At 44.4% G+C, this 19179-nt stretch carries 21 protein-coding genes and 2 tRNA genes; 21 read left to right on the top strand and 2 right to left on the bottom strand.

What is annotated here, in order from left to right; all coding sequences use genetic code 11:
* Nucleotides 1-15 precede the first annotated feature (15 nt).
* The 16 genes from secA2 (at nt 16) to rsmA (ending at nt 13950) form a co-directional block, all read left to right on the top strand.
* Entirely contained in the window at nt 16-2400 is a 2385-nt protein-coding gene (gene secA2, locus HMPREF9186_RS05280) for an accessory Sec system translocase SecA2 (RefSeq protein ID WP_083890002.1), read from the top strand.
* 11 nt (nt 2401-2411) lie between these two features.
* On the top strand, nt 2412-3926 hold the full coding sequence (gene gtfA / locus HMPREF9186_RS05275; RefSeq protein ID WP_009731768.1) for an accessory Sec system glycosyltransferase GtfA: 1515 nt from the start codon (nt 2412-2414) through the stop codon (nt 3924-3926).
* Nucleotides 3910-5265, top strand: coding sequence for an accessory Sec system glycosylation chaperone GtfB (gtfB, locus tag HMPREF9186_RS05270; protein WP_009731767.1), 1356 nt, complete (start codon nt 3910-3912; stop codon nt 5263-5265). The genes gtfA and gtfB overlap by 17 nt, the downstream gene beginning before the upstream one ends.
* Nucleotides 5258-5449, top strand: a complete 192-nt coding sequence (gene asp4, locus HMPREF9186_RS05265) for an accessory Sec system protein Asp4 (RefSeq protein ID WP_037613955.1) — start codon at nt 5258-5260, stop codon at nt 5447-5449. The genes gtfB and asp4 overlap by 8 nt, the downstream gene beginning before the upstream one ends.
* A 1-nt stretch (nt 5450) precedes the next feature.
* Complete coding sequence (asp5, locus tag HMPREF9186_RS05260) at nt 5451-5675, top strand: accessory Sec system protein Asp5 (protein WP_009731765.1); 225 nt, start codon at nt 5451-5453, stop codon at nt 5673-5675.
* Between the two features lie 394 nt (nt 5676-6069).
* On the top strand, nt 6070-6963 hold the full coding sequence (locus HMPREF9186_RS05255; protein ID WP_009731764.1) for a TDT family transporter: 894 nt from the start codon (nt 6070-6072) through the stop codon (nt 6961-6963).
* A gap of 83 nt (nt 6964-7046) precedes the next feature.
* Nucleotides 7047-7724 (top strand): CPBP family intramembrane glutamic endopeptidase, encoded by a 678-nt coding sequence (locus HMPREF9186_RS05250; protein WP_009731763.1) that lies wholly within the window; start codon nt 7047-7049, stop codon nt 7722-7724.
* Between the two features lie 78 nt (nt 7725-7802).
* Entirely contained in the window at nt 7803-8144 is a 342-nt protein-coding gene (rnpA, locus tag HMPREF9186_RS05245; RefSeq protein ID WP_009731762.1) for a ribonuclease P protein component, read from the top strand.
* Nucleotide 8145: 1 nt separating this feature from the next.
* Nucleotides 8146-8961 (top strand): YidC/Oxa1 family membrane protein insertase, encoded by an 816-nt coding sequence (locus HMPREF9186_RS05240; RefSeq protein WP_037613952.1) that lies wholly within the window; start codon nt 8146-8148, stop codon nt 8959-8961.
* A gap of 15 nt (nt 8962-8976) precedes the next feature.
* Entirely contained in the window at nt 8977-9924 is a 948-nt protein-coding gene (gene jag / locus HMPREF9186_RS05235; RefSeq protein ID WP_009731760.1) for an RNA-binding cell elongation regulator Jag/EloR, read from the top strand.
* Between the two features lie 76 nt (nt 9925-10000).
* Nucleotides 10001-10630, top strand: coding sequence for a hypothetical protein (locus tag HMPREF9186_RS05230; RefSeq protein ID WP_009731759.1), 630 nt, complete (start codon nt 10001-10003; stop codon nt 10628-10630).
* Nucleotides 10631-10777: 147 nt separating this feature from the next.
* Entirely contained in the window at nt 10778-10912 is a 135-nt protein-coding gene (rpmH, locus tag HMPREF9186_RS05225; protein WP_003003086.1) for a 50S ribosomal protein L34, read from the top strand.
* A gap of 125 nt (nt 10913-11037) precedes the next feature.
* A complete protein-coding gene (locus tag HMPREF9186_RS05220; RefSeq protein WP_009731758.1) occupies nt 11038-11808 on the top strand; it encodes a TatD family hydrolase in 771 nt (256 codons plus the stop codon).
* Nucleotides 11780-12364, top strand: a complete 585-nt coding sequence (gene rnmV / locus HMPREF9186_RS05215) for a ribonuclease M5 (protein ID WP_198006035.1) — start codon at nt 11780-11782, stop codon at nt 12362-12364. Before HMPREF9186_RS05220 ends, rnmV begins: the two co-directional genes overlap by 29 nt.
* A gap of 20 nt (nt 12365-12384) precedes the next feature.
* A complete protein-coding gene (locus tag HMPREF9186_RS05210) occupies nt 12385-13011 on the top strand; it encodes an immunity protein Imm33 domain-containing protein (RefSeq protein WP_009731756.1) in 627 nt (208 codons plus the stop codon).
* A 63-nt stretch (nt 13012-13074) separates the two neighbouring features.
* Entirely contained in the window at nt 13075-13950 is an 876-nt protein-coding gene (gene rsmA / locus HMPREF9186_RS05205) for a 16S rRNA (adenine(1518)-N(6)/adenine(1519)-N(6))-dimethyltransferase RsmA (protein ID WP_009731755.1), read from the top strand.
* Nucleotides 13951-14396: 446 nt separating this feature from the next.
* On the opposite strand, the gene HMPREF9186_RS05200 is transcribed toward rsmA, so the two are convergent.
* Together HMPREF9186_RS05200 and HMPREF9186_RS05195 are read right to left on the bottom strand one after the other, a co-directional pair.
* Nucleotides 14397-14485 (bottom strand) — tRNA-Ser (locus tag HMPREF9186_RS05200).
* A gap of 4 nt (nt 14486-14489) precedes the next feature.
* Nucleotides 14490-14572 (bottom strand) — tRNA-Leu (locus tag HMPREF9186_RS05195).
* Nucleotides 14573-14770: 198 nt separating this feature from the next.
* On the opposite strand from HMPREF9186_RS05195, the gene rsgA reads away from it, so the two are divergent.
* Genes rsgA through HMPREF9186_RS05170 form a run of 5 tightly spaced genes read left to right on the top strand, consistent with a single transcriptional unit; the run spans nt 14771 to nt 19134 of the window.
* Entirely contained in the window at nt 14771-15649 is an 879-nt protein-coding gene (gene rsgA / locus HMPREF9186_RS05190; protein ID WP_009731754.1) for a ribosome small subunit-dependent GTPase A, read from the top strand.
* Between the two features lie 14 nt (nt 15650-15663).
* A complete protein-coding gene (gene rpe / locus HMPREF9186_RS05185) occupies nt 15664-16323 on the top strand; it encodes a ribulose-phosphate 3-epimerase (protein WP_009731753.1) in 660 nt (219 codons plus the stop codon).
* Nucleotides 16316-16948: a thiamine diphosphokinase gene (locus HMPREF9186_RS05180; protein ID WP_009731752.1), complete on the top strand. Its 633-nt coding sequence runs from the start codon at nt 16316-16318 to the stop codon at nt 16946-16948. Before rpe ends, HMPREF9186_RS05180 begins: the two co-directional genes overlap by 8 nt.
* A gap of 1 nt (nt 16949) precedes the next feature.
* A complete protein-coding gene (locus HMPREF9186_RS05175) occupies nt 16950-18200 on the top strand; it encodes a DNA recombination protein RmuC (protein WP_009731751.1) in 1251 nt (416 codons plus the stop codon).
* Nucleotides 18187-19134 carry a 3'-5' exoribonuclease YhaM family protein gene (locus tag HMPREF9186_RS05170; protein ID WP_009731750.1) on the top strand — a complete coding sequence of 316 codons (948 nt, stop codon included), beginning with the start codon at nt 18187-18189 and terminating at the stop codon, nt 19132-19134. Before HMPREF9186_RS05175 ends, HMPREF9186_RS05170 begins: the two co-directional genes overlap by 14 nt.
* The last annotated feature ends 45 nt before the right edge of the window (nt 19135-19179 follow it).

The raw sequence follows: 19179 nt of genomic DNA, 5'->3' as shown, positions 1-19179 counted from the left end.
CTGCAAAAAAAGAGGATCACATTGGATTACGTTAAATTAAGAAACATCAAAAAAATCTTAAAAGAAGTCAATAGCTGGAAGGATGACATGGCCCGCTTGACGGATCGACAACTACAGGAGAAGACTGCAGAATTTCGGGAACGTCTAGCAGAGGGCGAGACCTTGGATGATCTCTTGCCAGAAGCATTTGCTGTTGCGCGTGAAGCCGATAAACGGGTCTTGGGTATGTTTCCTTATGACGTGCAAGTCATGGGAGGGATTGTCCTGCATCAGGGAAATGTCGCTGAAATGAATACCGGTGAAGGGAAGACCTTGACGGCAACTATGCCAGTTTATCTCAATGCTCTAGAGGGCAAAGGGGTTATGGTTATTACGACCAATACCTATCTGGCAACTCGGGATGCAGAAGAAATGGGACAGGTCTATCGTTTCTTAGGTTTGACGGTCGGCGTACCTTTAAAACAATCTGAAGACGAAGAGTTAGATCCAGAAGTCAAACGTGAGATCTATCGCTCAGATGTCATTTATACGACCAATACCAGTCTGGGCTTTGACTATCTAACAGAGAATTTGACCGCTTCTGCAGATGGACAATTTTTAGCTGACTTCAATTACGCCATTGTCGATGAGATTGATTCGGTGCTCCTAGATAGTGCTCAGACCCCCTTGATTATTTCTGGTTCTCCTCGGGTCCAGTCCAACCTTTATGGGATTATTGACACTCTGATCCAAACCTTCAAAGAGGGGGAAGACTTCAAGTTTGACGAAGAAAAGAAACGGGTTTGGTTGACTCGAAAGGGAGCTCATGCAGCAGAAGCTTTTCTTGCCATTCCCAATCTCTATGATCCCCAATACCGTGACTTGGTCCGCCATATCAGCCTAGCCCTGCAGGCCAATAAAAACTTTATTAAGGATAAGGACTATGTCATCCATCCTAATGTCGAAGGACAACCTGAGATTGTTTTGCTAGACCAGGCGACGGGTCGCTTGATGGAAATGACCCGCTTGCAAGGAGGACTCCACCAGGCGATTGAAGCCAAAGAAGGTCTCAAACTCACCCAAGAAACACGGGCTATGGCTTCTATTACTTACCAAAACCTCTTTAAGATGTTTCGGAAGTTGGGAGGCATGACGGGGACTGGGAAGGTTGCTGAGGCAGAATTTCTCGATACCTATGCCATGTCAGTGATCAAGATTCCAACCAATCGCAAGAAGATCCGTAAGGATTTACCGGATGAAATCTATCAAACTTTGCCAGAGAAAATCGTGGCTTCTTTGGACTATGTGAAGAAAATCCACGAAAAAGGTAATCCGATTCTGGTCTTTGCCGGATCGGTTGAAATGTCGATTCTTTATTCGAATCTTCTCTTGCGTGAAGGAATTCCTCACAATCTTCTTAATGCCAACAATGCTCCCCGAGAGGCTCAGATCATTAAAGAATCAGGTCGAAAAGGAGCGGTGACAGTTGCGACCTCAATGGCCGGTCGGGGAACCGATATCAAGTTGGGACCAGGAGTCGCTGAGTTAGGTGGTTTAGTAGTTGTAGGGACTGAGCGGATGATGAACCAGCGGATTGACCTTCAAATTCGTGGGCGTTCAGGTCGTCAAGGAGATCCCGGTTTGACCAAGTTCTTTGTCTCTTTAGAAGACGATTTGATGAAAAACTGGGGACCAGACTGGATCCAGGATACCTATCAAGACTATGATGTGGATGAGCGGATTGGTTCAGCCAAAGCTCTGACTAAGCGCAAGTATAGAAACTTGGTGGAACGAGCTCAAAATGCTAGTGAAAGTTCTGGTCAGGCCAGTCGTCGGATGACGCTAGAATTTGCGGAAAGCATGAACATTCAGCGTGCGATTGTTTACGAAGAGCGCGATCGTTTGATCAAGCAAGAAGGCCGCTTGGATGCTATCGTTGAAAAAGCGCTTCGTTCCGTCTTTTCAAGCGTAGTCCACAAAAAAGAATACAAGGAACCAGTAGCCTTTTATCGCTATATTTTAGACAATGTCAGCTACCAGGTGGATCCTGAAAAAGCCCACCAAACCTTCCGTAGCAAGAAAGCAAAAGAAAATTTCTTGTGGGAAATTGCTAAAAGTGAGTTAGAGGCCAAGTATGAGGTCTTAGGCACCGATGAGGTGATCGCACAGTTCCAACGTATGGCCATCTTAAAAGCCATCGATGAAAACTGGGTAGAGCAGGTAGACTATCTGCAACAATTGCGGATGGCTCTCTCTGGTCAATACACCAGTCAGAAAAATCCTTTGGTAGAATTTTTCCAAGAAGCCTACCAATCCTTTGATCGAATGAAAGGGGCGGCCAAAGAGCAAATGGTCCGCAATCTTTTACTGAGTCGAGTAGAAATCAATAAAAAAGGGGAAATTGTCTTGCATTTCCCATAAAAGAGGACATTATGACAGTATACAATATCAACCTTGGAATCGGTTGGGCCAGTAGTGGTGTTGAGTACGCCCAAGCCTACCGGGCCCAGTTGTTACGCAATATCCATCAACCAGCTAAATTTGTTTTTATGGATATGATTCTAGCCGATAATATCCAGCATTTGACAGAAAATATCGGTTTTAAAAATGATGAAATCATCTGGCTCTACAGCCATTTTACAGATATTAAGATTGCACCAACCACTTATACCATTGATCAGGTCTTAGCAGGATTTACCGGGAAACCGACTCGTGAAGAAGTCGACGGCAAGATCAAGCGCTTCTTTTATGAGGACCAGGACAATTTTTTGACCTGCTACTTGCGGTCTGAAAACAGTCCCTATGTCGAACGCTGCGAGTATGTGTCTAGAGGAATCTTGGTGAGAAAGGATTATTTCTCCTATACCCGCTATTGTACAGAGTATTTCATTCCTAAGAACAACCAAGCTAACTTGATTGAGCGCCGTTTTTACAACGAAGACGGGACGGTTGCCTACAGCATGCAGATGGCAGATGGCCGAGAGGTTTATCGTTTCCCAGATCGCTATCTGGTTGGTCGCCAAGAATTGATCCGCTACTTCATGCAAACTCTTCAATTGACCAAACAAGATCTGGTGATTTTGGATCGGGAAACCAACATCGGTCAGCCTATCTTTGAAGAAGCGCAAAAGGCCCGCCTGGGTGTGGTCGTTCATGCAGAGCACTTCAGTGCCAATAATGTCGACGATCAGTATATCCTGTGGAACAACTACTACGAGTACCAATTTACCAATGCAGACAAGGTGGACTTCTTTATTGTTGCGACCGACCGCCAAAAAGAAATCTTGGCCGAGCAGTTTGCCAAATACACCAACCATCAGCCGGCCATCTATACCATTCCAGTTGGGAGTCTTGCAAGCTTGCCGCAAAACGAAAACCGCACCCCATTTTCTATGATCACAGCCTCTCGTTTGGCGACTGAAAAGCATATTGACTGGTTGGTGCGAGCAGTGGTTCGTGCCAAAAAAGAATTGCCAGAGCTGTCCTTTGACATCTATGGAAAAGGTGGAGAGGAAGGCAAGCTGCGTTCTCTAATTGATGAATTGGGGGCGGCAGACTATATCCATCTCAAAGGGCATGCCAATCTCGAGGGAATTTATAAGAATTATGAGGTTTACCTGTCAGCATCGACCAGTGAAGGCTTTGGGTTGACCTTGATGGAGGCGATTGGTTCTGGCCTTCCGATTATCGGTTTTGATGTTCCTTATGGCAACCAAACCTTTGTCACAGAAGGGAAAAATGGCTATCTCATTCCACCATCAGCAGACCAAGTAGTAGACCATATCGCTTCTGCCTTTGCGGAAAAAATCATCCAGCTATACAAAAAAGATGATCTAGCCAGCATGCGTCAAGCATCTTATGCGCGTGCAGAGGACTTTTTGACCAGCCGAGTAGAAGAAGCTTGGGCACAATTGATAGAAGAGGTGACACATGCTGAACGTATTTGATAGCTATTCTCGTGAAAGCCAAGACTTGCTCCACTCTATGAGAGAGTCTGGCTTTAACCATCCGACTGTTGTTTTAGAGCCAAACGGTTTCCTGCCTGACGGTGTTGAATCGCCATTCATCTATTTCTTAGGCCAACCAAAAGGGGAGAAGCGCGGACGCTACTTTAATGAAGTACCAGTGCCTGATTTCTGGGAAGTTTCTGGGGATAACAGTTCGGGAAAAGTGACCTACTATGGTCAGGAAAAGGCTCGGATTGCTTACCATACAGCTTCTTATAAACGCATCGTTGAGCGCCTGGAGTGGTTGGATGATAAGGGGCAAGTGGTCATGATCGAGCGCTATGACCAATACGGTCGTAAGATTGCCGTGACAACCTGTGGCGATCAAGGCCAGCAATTGGTAACCACTTATTTTGAAGGGGATATCGAGCGCTTGACAGAGAATCACCAAACAGGGGATTTGATCTTGACCTTGGACCATCAACCTATGCGAATTTTCAAGAATCGCTTAGAATATTTTGTCTTTTATCTAGAGCATCGTGGTTTTGATTTGGATGGATTGGTCTACAATACCCTTGCCACCTCCTTTAGCATTAGTCTTCAGTTGGGCAATAAAGGGATCAAAGGGCGCGACGTCTTGGTATGGCAAGAACCTCTTCATGATAGTCTTCCAGGCAACATGCAGTTGATTCTAAATAGCCCAGAAATCCGGACCAAGAAGATCTTGATTCCACAAAATGCAACCTACCATCGCGCATTGCAGTTGACCTCACAAGACCAGCACGCCTACTTTGCTTCTCTTGGCTACCTGTATGACTTCAAGGTGAAAGATGATATCCGCAAAGATGCCTTTGTCTTGACTAACTCGGATCAGATCGAAGCCTTGACCTACCTAGTAGAAAACTTGCCGAATGTGACCTTCCGTGTAGCGGCTTTGACAGAGATGTCTGCGAGTCTCTTGTCCATGGTCCGCTATCCAAATGTGGTCTTGTATCAAAACATCAGCCAAGAACGGATCAAAGAATTGCTCAAGGTTTCTAGTATTTATCTAGATATCAATCACTATGCAGAAGTGCAAGGAATTGTCCGTAAGGCCTTTGAACACCAGCAAGTTATTCTTGCCTTTAGTCACACTCTGCATGATCGCCACTTCCTAGCGCAAGCTAATATCTTTGACCAAGGAAAAGAAGCAGATATGGTAGCCCGTATCAAGGAAATCTACCAATCAGTTGATAGCTATCGAGAAGCAGTGGCACAACAAATTGCCCAATCAAGTAGCATCGAGCCAGCTGATTTCAAAACTCGCTTGCAAGAAGGGATAGGTGGACACAGTGAGTGATCGTAAGAAAGATTTATTTTACAAAGAAGTAGAAGGCCGGATGGAGTCTCTTAAACGCCGTCCAGCCGAGAAAGAAAAGACGACGCGTTCTGAAAAAATCAATGTCATCTTTAACGTGGTCATTGGTTTGGTCATTTTGCTGGGAGTTATTTTTACCCTCTTGAGAGTGTTGGGAGGATCCTAATATGGAAATGGTATTTGCGATTGTCGTCGCGTTCCTATCGTTGGCGCTAGTAGTCCTCATTACTCTGCAACCGCGTCAACAACAGTCCTTGTCAACAGATGCAACCAGTAACTTAGGAAAACCAAGCTATTGGCGCTCCCACCGAGGGCTTAAGTTAGCGACCCTGGTTGTTAGTATCGTCTTTCTCTTATCCTTGTTTCTTTATATGATGGTCGTACAGGCCTAGTTTCTAATAGAATGGATAAAAGAAGTTGGTATTCTCCAACTTCTTTCAAATTGTAGATAGAGTCATCTTATAAACTTTCCTTAGGTGAGTACGGACGTCAGCGAACTTCGAGGAAGTTCCATGACTTAGTTTTGGACCTAAGGTTCCAAAACTCCCGAGTGCTAGAAACAAGAATGTTTCTAGCACTTATCTCACGTCGGAAAGTTTCAGTAGATGTCTAAGTGAGCCTAATAGTTGATATCTTTTTAAATTTTTAAGTATCATTTAGGTTGTATTATGTAAGAAACAGGTAGATTACATTCTAAAAGAAGTTGGTATTCTCCAACTTCTTTTTTTATCATGCATCCCTCTCTTTTATGGTATACTGAAAGCGACAAAATGATGGGAGATCAATATGAAAAAGATTCCTTTAGTATTTTCAGGTTGTCTGTTAGGTTTGGGTGGTGCTGGAAACCTTCTTGCAGACTCGCTACCCCTTCTGGGTCATGCCTTCAGTCTAACAGGTTTATTGCTCTGGTTTTTCTTTTTAGTTTATCATGTGATTCGCTGGCAAGAAAGCAAGAGAGAACTCCAACAGCCAGCCCTGTTATCTGGGATGGCGACCTTTCCCATGGCAGGGATGATTCTATCCACTTATCTTTTTCGCCTCTTTCCCGCCTTTGGAGGTCTATCTCAGTTGGTTTGGTGGTTCGCTTTCCTTTTGGATCTGTGTCTGATTCTCTATTTTACTAAGACCCATGTCATGGCGCGACCAAGGGCCAAGGCTACTCCGAGTTGGACGGTTCTCTATGTGGGTATTGCAGTGGCAGCCTTGACCTATCCGGTGGTAGGAGTGATGGAGCTAGCCTATCTTACCCTGGGGTTTGGCTTTATTTTGACCTTGTGTCTGTACCCGCTTATCTATCAGGATTTGAAAAGCAATCCCTTACCGAGCCACTTATTGGGACAAGAAGGTATCTATTGTGCTCCCTTTTCTCTTCTTTTAGCTGCCCTGGTTCGGGTGGAGGGAGGGGGACTTCCCTCTTGGATCTTACTGATCATGGTGGTGGTCTCGCAAGCTTTTTATTTCTTTGTTTTGACGCGCCTCCCTAGAATGATCAAAGAAGGCTTTCAACCTGCTTTTTCAGCTCTTACCTTTCCAACCGTTATCACAGCGACCTCTCTGAAAATGGCTCAAGGTCTGCTACAGATTCCTTTTTTGACAGGTCTCGTATGGATGGAAACTCTTCTATGTCTCTTGATTTTAGTCGCTGTATTGGGGGGATATGTGGTTTATCTTAGAGACTAGGACGGCATCCTTTTTCGTTGAAACCTTGTTATGATTATGGTAAGATGCACTATACGATCTGTCATTCTCTAGGAAAGGTATCTATGAAATTTATTAAAAAAAAGCTCTCTCTGCTTTACCCCCTCTTTCTCCTCTTGTTTTATTTTTATATCCGGCCCCAATTTCGTCCCTTGGCCCAATATGTTTCTAATAGCTTAGCGAGCGCAAATAGTTATTATTGGACCTTATTTGGCTTGGAGACCATCTATGCAGTCTTTACAGGATTTTTGGTCTACCGTTTTTCCAAGAAGTCCCAGTTTTTATGGGGGAAGAACTCGCTTCAATCCTTGCTGGAAGCTATCTTTGCGGCTTGTTTGGTCTATTGGTTGGACTACTTTATCAGTGGTTTTGTTCAGGGACGGGCAGCTGTTTTGAGTCTCTTTCCTCGAGAAATCAGCCCGACAGGGGTGGTCATCCTAGTGGTCGCGATGGTCATCATCCGACCGGTGACAGAAGAGTTGATCTTTCGTGGGGCCTTGGTAAATGCCTATTTTAAAGGTTGGCCCATCTATGCAGAGATTTGGCTCCCTGCCCTCATCTACAGTGGGCTACATTTTGTCCATCATACTTTTTCGCTAGGAGCTTTTATGATTTATCTCTTGCCGAGTTTGATTTTTGGGACTCTTTATTATCGGAGCAAGGCGCTTCTTTCTCCGCTTTTAGGCCATATCTTGCTCAATCTCTATTATACCTTGCCATTACTTTTATCCGTATTCCAGTAGCAACCGATTTCCTAAGGGAGATTGGTTTTTTTTGAAAATGTGGTATAATAGAATAAATTTAATAGAGGGAGTGGAGGTTTGAAAAAAAGCTACCGCGTCAAACGTGACAAAGATTTTAATGCTATTTTTAAAAGTGGTCAAAATGTTGCCAATCGGAAATTCGTTATTTACCGTCTGAGCAAAGACCAACCGCATTTTCGAGTCGGCCTGTCTGTTAGTAAGAAACTAGGAAATGCTGTGACTAGAAATCGCATCAAACGTTTGATTCGCCATGTTTTAATCAAACATCAAGCCTGCCTTACGACCGATGATTTTGTCGTCATTGCTCGTAAAGGAGTGGAGGAGCTCGACTTCCATCAAGTAGAGAAAAATCTTGTACATGTCTTAAAATTAGCGCATGTCTACCAAGAAAGGGAATAATGTGAAAAAGAAACTGAAGTTAACTGGATTATTAGGAGCGGCCTTAATGGTCTTGACAGCTTGTGGGACCTCTCAAGTGACAGCCGAATCGACAGGTGGTTGGGAACGCTTCGTCTACTTCTTTGCAGAAGCCATCCGCTTCTTGTCGTTTGGTGGCAGTATCGGTGTTGGGATTATTGTCTTTACCATTGTCATCCGGACGGTCCTCTTGCCTCTCTTCCAGTATCAAATGAATTCAACCCGCAAGATGCAAGAAATTCAACCCTTACTCAAGGAATTGCAAGCCAAGTATCCTGGCAAGGATCTAGATAGTCGGACCAAGCTTTCTGAAGAGATGCGGGCCCTTTATAAGGAAAAAGGTGTCAAAACATCTTCAGCCTTCCTTCCTCTCTTGATCCAGATGCCGGTCTTGATGGCCCTATTCCAAGCGCTGAGCCGTGTGGAATTCCTTAAAGTCGGTCACTTCCTTTGGTTGGACCTTGGAGCGATTGACCCGACTTATATCTTGCCTCTTCTTGCTGCCCTCTTCACATTTTTCAGCAGTTGGTTGACCAATAAAGCCCTGCCAGAGCGTAACGGGAGTGCGACAACCATGATGTATGTGATGCCTGTGATGATTTTCTTCTTCGCCTTGTTCTCAGCCAGCGGGGTTGCTCTATACTGGGTGACTTCAAATGCTTACCAAGTCGGACAAACCTATCTCTTGAACAACCCATTCAAGATTATCGCAGAGCGTGAAGCAAAAGAGCAAGCTACTCGAGAAATAGAAAAACAAAAACGTCGTGCCTTAAAGAAAGCACAGAAAAAAAGAAAATAAGAAAGAGGTGGACATATGGTCCTATATACCGGAGCAACTGTAGAAGAAGCTATCCAAAATGGCTTGAACGAATTAGATATTCCCCGTATGAAGGCACATATTACGGTTGTGGCTCGTGAGAAGAAAGGTTTTCTTGGCTTATTTGGTAAAAAACCAGCCCAAGTAGAGATTGAACCGATTGCAGAAACAACAGTTGTCAAAGCCAATCAACAAGCTGTAAAGGGTGTACCAGAAGAAATTAACGCGCAGAACGAACCGGTTAAGACCGTAAGTGAAGCAACAGTTGATTTAGGACGTGTCGTTGCAGCGATCAAAAAGGTCGAAGAAGAAGGAGAAGTTGTCTCTGAAGAAATCAAGACAGAAATCCTCAAACATGATAAAGAAGCAGACACCGTTCTGGAAGAAAAAGGGCATGAACATATTCTTGAGAAGGTTAAAGAACCAGTCGCAAAAGAAGCAAACGAGTCTGATTTCTCAAATCTTGGTATTGAAGTAGAAGAAAACTACGACATCGAAGAAGTTGTCACAGATGTAACTGCTTATGTTCAAACTGTTGTTGATGAGATGGATGTCGATGCAACGCTTTCAAGTAGCCATAACCGTCGTACGGTCAATATGCAGATCGATACCAATGAGCCAGGGCGCGTGATTGGTTACCATGGTAAAGTCTTGAAAGCTCTTCAACTCTTGGCACAAAACTATCTCTATAACCGCTACTCAAAGAATTTTTACATTACCATTAATGTCAATGACTATGTAGAGCATCGTGCAGAAGTTCTCCAAAGCTATGCTCAGAAGTTAGCAACACGGGCCCTCGAGGATGGCCAAGCCCAACAGACCGATCCAATGTCCAATAGTGAACGTAAAATCATTCACCGAATTGTCTCCAAGATGGAAGGGGTCACTAGCTATTCTGAAGGGGAAGAACCAAACCGCTATGTAGTTGTGGACATCGAAGGATAATCTAGCTATTATTGCCCATGAGAGAGGGACGGGATAGAACCGCTCTCTCTTTTTGTTAGGAGTAGAAAGGAAACAGATGGCATTTGCAGCGATTCGAGAGTTTTTAAAGCTTCAAGGAATCAAATACCAGTCACCAGAAAAGGCAGGAGTGTTAGCCCAAGAGATGGAACAGTACCGCGCAATGGGGCAGGCGGCTCGTAAGGAATTTACGGATTTAGTCTCAGCCTTTCACAAACGGTATTCTTACTTAGAGCAGGAGCGAACCAGCCAGTGGATGAACCAGGGACAGGTCCTAAGGCCTCATTTTTGGGCCTATTTAAAAGGAGAAGGGACTCTGGCAGAGCCCATGTATGCCTTGAGGCTCTATGGAGATGCAGCTGATTTTGGTGTTTCCTTAGAGGTGAGCTTTATCGAGCGAAAAAAAGATGAGCAGAGCCTTCAAAAGCAACACAAGGTTCTCACCCTTCCCATTTCTCAGCCAGTCTATTATCTTGCTCAAGAAAATGGAGAGAGTCGAAGGATCGAAGGAATAGAAAAGAATCGCCTCTCTCTTCTCCAAGCAGTAGCAGATGGAGTAGTTCGCAAGGTTCTGGTCAAATACGACATTCCCTTAGTTGAGGTAGGATCTATCGAAGATGTCTTGGATCAACTCCAGAGCGCGATGACAGCACTAGAACCCTATTATCTAGCGACGCGTCAAGGATAGGCAAGTCTTGTCTAGCCTATATTTGCAACAATTTTGCCATAGCTATTGACAAATAGAGTCGAATCAGATAGAATAGTAAAGTATGTTTAGTAACTGATCACAACTAGCCGGCTAAACGAATACAAAATCTATGAGGAGGTATTCATCGTGAAACGTACTTATCAACCAAGTAAACTTCGTCGTGCGCGCAAACATGGTTTCCGTCACCGTATGGCAACTAAAAATGGCCGTCGCGTATTGGCAGCTCGTCGTCGTAAAGGACGCAAAGTTTTGGCTGCGTAATTCAGATAAAAAACTAAAAACCAGTAGAAACTCGAGACTACTGGTTTTTGTTTTGTCCGAAAGTGAATTTAGAGGCGCTTTCTGCTATAATAGAAAGAAGAAAAAATCGGAAGAAAAGGAAGATCATGCAGATTTTTGATACCCACACCCATCTCAATGTGGAAGAATTCGCAGGAAAAGAACAAGAAGAACTCGACTTGGCCAAGGAAATGGGGGTTGTAGCTCACAATATCGTTGGTTTTGACAAACCGACCATTGAGCGAGCATTAGAATTGGCAGACCAGCACCCAGAACTCTATCTGACGCTTGGGTGGCATCCCACTGAGGCGGCCGATTATAGTCCTGAAGTTGAGGCTTACTTGCTTGAACAATTGAAACATCCCAAGGTAGTGGCGCTAGGAGAAATCGGTCTGGACTATCACTGGATGACAGCACCTAAAGAAGTACAGGAGAAAGTTTTCCGTTGTCAGATTCAGCTGTCTAAGGAACTGGACTTACCTTTTGTGGTTCACACCCGTGATTCACTAGAAGACACTTATGCCATCATCAAGAGTGAAGGAGTGGGTCCACGCGGTGGGATCATGCATTCTTTCTCAGGGACTTTGGAGGACGCTAAGCGCTTCATGGATCTAGGAATGATGATCTCTTTTTCGGGAGTGGTAACCTTTAAAAAAGCGACAGACATTCAGGAGGCAGCCAAAGAGTTACCTTTGGACAAAATATTGGTCGAAACAGATGCTCCTTATTTAGCTCCAGTTCCTAAGCGAGGCCGAGAAAATAAAACAGCCTACACCCGTTATGTAGTAGACTTTATTGCAGAACTACGTGGCTTGACGACAGAAGAAGTTGCTCAAGCAACCTATGACAATGCAAGAAAGGTATTTGGCCTTGACTGAGAAAAGAATAATACCCGAAGTGATTGTCGTGGAGGGCAAGGACGACACAGCTAATCTCCGTCGGTTTTATGAAGTAGATACTTATGAAACCCGAGGCTCTGCGATTGACCAGGATGACCTAGAACGAATTGCTATCTTGCAAGAGTTGCGTGGGGTCATTGTCTTTACGGATCCGGATTACAATGGGGAACGCATTCGTAAGATTATCATGCAAGAAATTCCGCAAGCCAAGCATGCCTTTTTAAATCGTGGCGAAGCAGTACCAAAATCCAGAACCAAGGGGCGTTCCTTGGGAGTGGAGCATGCCAGCTTTGAAGACTTAGAGAAGGCCCTATCTGGACTCGTAGGTTCTTATGAAGATGAGTATTTTTTCGATATTACCAAGACTGACCTGATGCGTCTTGGTCTGTTGATGGGCAGTGCCAGTCGCAAACGACGGGAATATCTAGGAGAAGCCTTGCGTATCGGCTACTGCAATGGCAAGCAATTGCTCAAACGCTTGGAGTTGTTTGGGATTTGTTTGGCCCAAGTTGAAGAAACGATGGCTAGTTATTAAAAAAGAGATAGAGGTAGAAGATGGGATTGTTCGACCTATTTAAAGATAAGAAAAAAGAGATAGGCTTTTCTTTGGAGAATGTTCAAGCAGAGCACCATAAGAACCCGCGACATTTTTTGATTCCGAGCCAAGAAGAAATCAACCAATTGAAGCTTGGGGACCAGGTTCGCCTTATCCTTGTGCTAGATACAGTCTTGGAGAATGGGTGTCGAGCAGAGCGTATGTGGGTCGAACTCACTGAAATCCACGATGGGAAGTTCAAAGGACGTTTAACCAATCAACCCGCTTATATTACCTCCATCCAGCTTGGAGATGAGCTGGATTTTGCACGGGAACATATTGCAAGCCTGATGGTTCCTCCGCTGAATCTTGATACACAAAAAGGAGCCATGATTACCAAGGATTGCTTCCTACGACGTGAGATTAATTGGGCCATTCACGATGAACCTCATCATCCACAAGATAGTGGTTGGCAATTCTTTACAAACTTTGAGTCCCAGGAAGATTTGGATGATTCATCTAAGATCACCATTATCAGTCTTGAAGACGCCTTGGAAATGGAGCCCTTGTTGGAAACCATCTTAGATAAGAACGGGGAGGCTTATGTTTATCAAGCGGAGCAGAATGCCTTTGTGGAAGACTGTTAGATTAGCCTGCGGAGAAAAAAGAGAGAGTATATCTCACACTAAACGGATTAGAAAAGAGAAAAAATGAGAATTGCAGATTATAGCGTGACCAAGGCAGTGCTAGAGCGTCACGGCTTTACCTTTAAAAAATCCTTCGGTCAAAACTTCTTGACCGATACCAACATCCTTCAAAAGATTGTGGATACTGCTGAGATTGATAAGCAGGTCAATGTCATCGAAATTGGTCCCGGTATTGGTGCTTTGACAGAGTTTTTGGCAGAAAATGCCGCAGAAGTCATGGCCTTTGAGATTGATGACCGCTTAGTTCCTATCTTAGCCGATACCTTGCGGGATTTTGACAATGTAACGGTGGTCAACCAAGACATCCTCAAGGTTGATCTCAACCAGTACATCGCAGAGTTTAAAAATCCAGAGCTTCCGATCAAAGTAGTTGCCAACCTTCCTTACTACATTACGACTCCCATCCTCATGCATTTGATCGAATCCAAAATTCCTTTCCAAGAATTTGTGGTCATGATGCAAAAAGAGGTGGCAGACCGCATCTCAGCCGAACCTAATACCAAGGCTTATGGTTCTTTGTCCATTGCAGTCCAATACTATATGACGGCTAAGGTAGCCTTTATCGTTCCTCGCACCGTCTTTGTGCCAGCACCAAACGTCGACTCTGCCATCCTCAAGATGGTGCGTCGCGAAGAACCAGCAGTAACCGTCAAGGATGAAGATTTCTTCTTCTCTGTCAGCAAGGCCAGCTTTGTCCACCGTCGCAAGACGCTTTGGAACAATTTGACCAGTCGCTTTGGCAAGACTGAAGAAATCAAAGCCAAACTGGAAGCAGGAATCCAAGCTGCAGGCCTGCAACCTTCTGTACGAGGAGAAGCCCTTAGTTTAGAAGACTTCGCCCGCTTGGCTGACGGACTTCTAGAAGCAGGAATAAAATAATAGAAAAGACATAGGTTCGTAATCTTCTTTCTTAATTCTAAATACACTATGAAGCACTATGTTTTTTACGTGTTTTCGAATGATATCGGTTATAAATTGAGACTTTCCGCTGTGAGAAAAGAGCCTAAATAAAAGGTAGTTTAGGCTCTCGGAATTTTTGAGACTTGAGGCTCAAAAATTAGTTATGGAACTTCGGAGAAGTTCGCTAACGTCCGTACTCACCTAAGGAAAGTCTCAAAGAAGTTTTATAAGTAATAAGAGGCTGGGACAAAAGTCCTAGCCTCTTTTTGATGTTGGATTGTCGTGCAAGACGCAGTGGTTGAGTGGGCTCTACTACGCTGATTTCATCAACTTATACAGCCCTACTCAACTATGCGGAGGTGGGACGACGGAATCGAATTCTAACGAATTACCGATTTCTGTCCCACTCTCTTATTTGTATCGTAAGGAAAGGACGGGATTTGAACCCGCGCGTGAAGAAAATCCACTTGCCGGATTTCGAGTCCGGTGCCGTACCAAGCTGGGCCACCTTTCCAAGATGCGGAGAAAGGGATTTGAACCCTCACGCCCGAAGGGGCACATGCGCCTGAAGCATGCGTGTCTGCCGTTCCACCACCTCCGCATAGTTCTATTATACACTTTTTAGGAAAAATACCAAAGAAAAAAAGGAATCACATTAAAGTCCCTAACAGGAAAACCATAAACAATATGAGACTACAACCTGTTACGGGAAGTGCTGGCAGATTTTCTTATCAAGCAATCCAGCCTTATTTCTCATTTTTTGGTATAATAGATAGTATTAATCTCAAAGGAGTGCGATTTGCAAGGAACCATCGTCAAGGCCTTGGCTGGCTTCTACTATGTAGAGTCAGACGGTCACATTTACCAGACACGGGCTCGTGGAAATTTTAGGAAAAAAGGACAGACTCCTTATGTGGGGGATCAGGTGGAGTTTTCAGCTGAAGAGAATTCAGAAGGATACATCTTGAGCATTGCGCCTCGAAAAAATAGCCTCGTGCGTCCTCCGATTGTCAATATTGATCAGGCAGTAGTCATCATGTCAGCTAAGGAGCCGGATTTCAACGCCAATCTTTTAGACCGTTTTCTGGTCCTTTTGGAGCATAAGGGAATTCATCCCATTGTCTATATTTCCAAACTAGACTTGCTAGAAGATCTGGAGCCTATTCGCTACTACCAAGGAATCTACCAGGCTATTGGCTATGACTTTGTCTTGTCGATTGAGGAACTCTTGCCACTTTTGACAGATAAAACCACTGTCTTTATGGGACAGACCGGTGTCGGAAAATCAACCTTGCTCAATAAAATCGCTCCAGATTTAGAACTTGAAACGGGTGAAATCTCAGATAGTTTAGGCCGCGGTCGACATACGACCCGAGCTGTCAGTTTTTACTATCTAAATGGTGGCAAGATTGCGGATACCCCTGGTTTTTCATCCCTTGATTATGAAGTGACGACCAGTGAAGATTTAAATCAAGCCTTCCCAGAGATCGCAGACGTGAGCCACTCTTGTAAATTCCGTACCTGTACCCACACACATGAGCCTGCTTGTGCGGTGAAACCAGCCGTTGAAACAGAAGAAATTTCGACTTTCCGATATGAGGATTACTTGCAATTTCTAAGTGAGATTGAAAACCGTCGCGAAACCTACAAAAAGGTTTCGAAAAAAATGCCAAAATAGGAGACAATAGAAGAATGAAAACAATGAAACTAGCCCCCTCAATTTTGAGTGCAGATTATGCTAATTTTGAAAGTGAGTTGAAACGCTTAGAAGCAGCTGGAGCTGACTATGCTCATATCGATGTCATGGATGGTCATTTTGTGCCAAATATCAGCTTTGGGGCTGGAGTCGTAGAGAGTATGCGTCCACATAGCAAGTTGGTCTTTGATTGCCACTTGATGGTGACCAATCCCGAACACCACATTGAAGAATTTGCCCGTGCAGGTGCGGATATCATCAGCATTCACGTAGAAGCGACGCCTCATATCCACGGAGCACTTCAAAAAATTCGTCAAGCCGGTGTGAAAGCTAGTGTTGTGATTAATCCAGGAACTCCTGTAGACAGTATCAAACACGTCTTGAACTTGGTGGATCAAGTCTTGGTCATGACCGTTAATCCAGGATTCGGTGGCCAAGCCTTTCTGCCAGAAACCATGGACAAGGTGCGCGAATTAGCGGCTCTTCGTGAAGAGAAAGGCCTAGACTTTGATATCGAAGTCGATGGCGGAATTGATGGCCAAACTATTTCCCAAGCAAAAGAAGCCGGGGCTAATGTCTTTGTAGCGGGCTCTTATGTCTTTAATGGCGATGTCAATGAGCGGGTGCAAATCCTCCGAGATGCCATCAATGGTTAAGATTGTCGTAGTGGCAGGTGGAGATTCCTCTCTCTTGCCAAAAAATCAAGATATTTACCTCGGTGTTGACGGGGGCTGTTTGAAGCTACTGAAACAAGGTTTGCCTTTAGATATAGCTGTAGGGGATTTCGATTCCGTCTCTGAGGTTGATTTGCGCAAGATCCAGGCCCAAGCCAAGCAAGTGGTTCAATCCGTCCCTGAAAAGAACGATACGGATTTGGAATTGGCTTTGAAAACAGTCTTTGAAGACTATCCAGATGCTGCAGTCACCGTTTATGGGGCCTTTGGTGGTCGCTTAGATCACTTTTTGTCTAATATCTTTTTGCCGACCGACCCAGACCTAGCTCCCTATATGGAGCAGATTCAATTAGTCGATGAGCAAAATCGCTTAGTTTTCAGACCTGCGGGCTCTCATGAGATCCAGCCAGATCCAACCATGACCTATGTTGGTTTTATGCCTGTTGGACAAGGTCGTTTAGAGATCACAGGGGCCAAATATCCGCTCCATCCAGAGAATTATTTTTTGAAGGCTATGTATGGTTCCAATGAGTTTTTGGATCAAGCAATTCAAGTGAGTCTTGATCGGGGCTATCTTGTCATTGTTTATAGTAAAGACAGAGGTTAATATGAATATCATTCTGCTTCTGATTGGCCTGCTTAATCTGGGACTTCTCATCTATCTTTTCCAACGATCAGATGCTACACAACCCGATCTACGAGAGATGTTAGAAGACCATGAAGATCATTTGTCAGACCAGTTAGACTATCGTTTTGAAAAAGAAAGACAGGCGAGTCAAATTGCCAACCAGCAGTTAGAGATTGCCCTGACAGATCGCTTGACCGAGATGCGGATGGAGATCCACCAGCAAACGACAGCTCTGCGCGCTGAGATCAATGAGCACTTTACCAAAAATCGGGACAAGACAGATGAGCGCATGCGACAGATTCAAGAGTCCAACGAAGTGCGGCTAGAGCAAATGCGCCAAACGGTCGAAGAAAAATTGGAGAAAACCTTGCAGCATCGTTTGCAGACCTCCTTTGAGACCGTTTCGAAACAGTTGGAATCGGTCAACAAAGGGTTAGGGGAAATGCAGTCAGTTGCACGGGATGTTGGAACCCTCAATAAAGTTCTCTCCAACACCAAGACTCGTGGAATCATGGGCGAATTGCAACTGGGCCAAATCATTGAAGATATCTTGACGCCAACCCAGTATGAGCGGGAATTTATCACAGTTCCTCAGTCCAGTGAGCGCGTGGAATATGCCATCAAGCTTCCGGGACAAGGAGAGGAGCCAGTCTATCTACCGATTGACTCTAAGTTCCCATTGGAAGACTACTATCGTCTGGAAGAGGCGTATGAGTCAGGGCAAAAAGAGGAGATCGAGCGTTACCGCAAGGCTCTTTTGGCTAGTATCAAGCGTTTTGCCAAAGATATCCAACAAAAATACCTCTTTCCACCAGCGACGACCAATTTTGGGATTCTCTTTTTACCGACTGAAGGACTCTACTCAGAGGTGGTTCGAAATCCTGAATTTTTCGATCGTTTGCGTCGGGAAGAACAAATTTTAGTGGCTGGTCCAAGCACCCTATCCGCCCTTTTGAACTCCTTGTCTGTTGGTTTTAAGACGCTCAATATTCAAAAGAGTGCAGATGATATCAGTAAAGTACTGGGATCTGTCAAATCAGAATTCCATAAATTTGGAGGTGTTCTAGCCAAGACCCAACGGCATTTAAAGAATGCTTCCAATAATATTGATGATTTACTAACCAGACGGACCAGTGCCATCGAGCGGACGCTCCGCCAAATCGAAAGTGATGAGGACCTGCTGGGACTAGATATATACATAGAAGATGGAGAAGATGATGGTCAAAATTAGCCAAATGAAAAAAGATGAGCTGTTTGAAGGATTCTATTTGATCAAGTCAGCAGAAGTGCGTCAGACGCGCGCCGGTAAGAATTACTTAGCCTTCGTCTTTCAGGACGAGACCGGCACGATTGAAGGAAAACTGTGGGATGCTCAGCCCCATAATGTGGAGAGCTTCACAGCAGGTCGTGTGGTCCACATGTCTGGGCGCAGAGAGGTCTACAATAATACTCCGCAGGTCAATCAATTGAACATGCGATTGCCACAAGCAGGAGAACCCAACAATCCTGCAGACTTCAAGGAAAAACCACCAGTAGATCCTAAGGAATTGCATGAATACCTGTCAAACATGATTTTCAAAATTGAAAATCCAGTCTGGCAACGGATTGTCCGTGCCCTCTATAGAAAATATGAGAAAGAGTTTTACAGCTACCCAGCTGCCAAGACTAACCACCATGCCTTTGAAGCAGGTCTTGCTTTTCATACAGCGACCATGGTCCGCTTGGCAGATAGTATCGGCGATATCTATCCTCAGTTGAATAAGAGTTTGCTCTTTGCTGGGATTATGTTGCACGACTTGGCTAAAGTGATCGAGTTAACGGGCCCTGAAAATACAGAATACACTGTTCGGGGCAATCTCATTGGTCACATTGCTTTGATAGATGAAGAAATCACCAAAGTCTTGCAAGACTTGAAGATTGATGACCAAAAAGAAGAGGTAATTGTCCTTCGCCATGTGATCTTGAGTCACCATGGATTACTCGAATACGGTAGTCCTGTTCGTCCAAAGATCATGGAAGCAGAGATTATTCATATGATCGACAATTTGGATGCAGAGATGATGATGATGACAACAGCTCTAGGTTTGGTTGGTCCCGGTGAGATGACCAACAAGATTTTCGCTATGGAAAACCGATCTTTCTATAAACCGAATATCGATCAGTAAAAATAGAGATAAATACGGAAACTATTCCAAAAAAAAGAAAAAAAT

Source organism: Streptococcus sp. F0442 (assembly GCF_000314795.2).
Lineage (GTDB): Bacteria > Bacillota > Bacilli > Lactobacillales > Streptococcaceae > Streptococcus.
This window is presented reverse-complemented; position numbering and strand designations above follow the sequence as displayed.

Bases quoted from the DNA above. Each gene is read 5' to 3' on its own strand.
- HMPREF9186_RS05170 (WP_009731750.1), top strand. From the start codon at position 18,187: ATGGTCAAAATTAGCCAAATGAAAAAAGATGAGCTGTTTGAAGGATTC.
- gtfA (WP_009731768.1), top strand. From the start codon at position 2,412: ATGACAGTATACAATATCAACCTTGGAATCGGTTGGGCCAGTAGTGGT.
- HMPREF9186_RS05175 (WP_009731751.1), top strand. From the start codon at position 16,950: ATGAATATCATTCTGCTTCTGATTGGCCTGCTTAATCTGGGACTTCTC.
- HMPREF9186_RS05210 (WP_009731756.1), top strand. From the start codon at position 12,385: ATGGGATTGTTCGACCTATTTAAAGATAAGAAAAAAGAGATAGGCTTT.
- HMPREF9186_RS05230 (WP_009731759.1), top strand. From the start codon at position 10,001: ATGGCATTTGCAGCGATTCGAGAGTTTTTAAAGCTTCAAGGAATCAAA.
- HMPREF9186_RS05255 (WP_009731764.1), top strand. From the start codon at position 6,070: ATGAAAAAGATTCCTTTAGTATTTTCAGGTTGTCTGTTAGGTTTGGGT.
- HMPREF9186_RS05180 (WP_009731752.1), top strand. From the start codon at position 16,316: ATGGTTAAGATTGTCGTAGTGGCAGGTGGAGATTCCTCTCTCTTGCCA.
- HMPREF9186_RS05220 (WP_009731758.1), top strand. From the start codon at position 11,038: ATGCAGATTTTTGATACCCACACCCATCTCAATGTGGAAGAATTCGCA.
- gtfB (WP_009731767.1), top strand. From the start codon at position 3,910: ATGCTGAACGTATTTGATAGCTATTCTCGTGAAAGCCAAGACTTGCTC.
- rnmV (WP_198006035.1), top strand. From the start codon at position 11,780: ATGCAAGAAAGGTATTTGGCCTTGACTGAGAAAAGAATAATACCCGAA.
- HMPREF9186_RS05250 (WP_009731763.1), top strand. From the start codon at position 7,047: ATGAAATTTATTAAAAAAAAGCTCTCTCTGCTTTACCCCCTCTTTCTC.
- rpe (WP_009731753.1), top strand. From the start codon at position 15,664: ATGAAAACAATGAAACTAGCCCCCTCAATTTTGAGTGCAGATTATGCT.
- asp5 (WP_009731765.1), top strand. From the start codon at position 5,451: ATGGAAATGGTATTTGCGATTGTCGTCGCGTTCCTATCGTTGGCGCTA.
- jag (WP_009731760.1), top strand. From the start codon at position 8,977: ATGGTCCTATATACCGGAGCAACTGTAGAAGAAGCTATCCAAAATGGC.
- rsmA (WP_009731755.1), top strand. From the start codon at position 13,075: ATGAGAATTGCAGATTATAGCGTGACCAAGGCAGTGCTAGAGCGTCAC.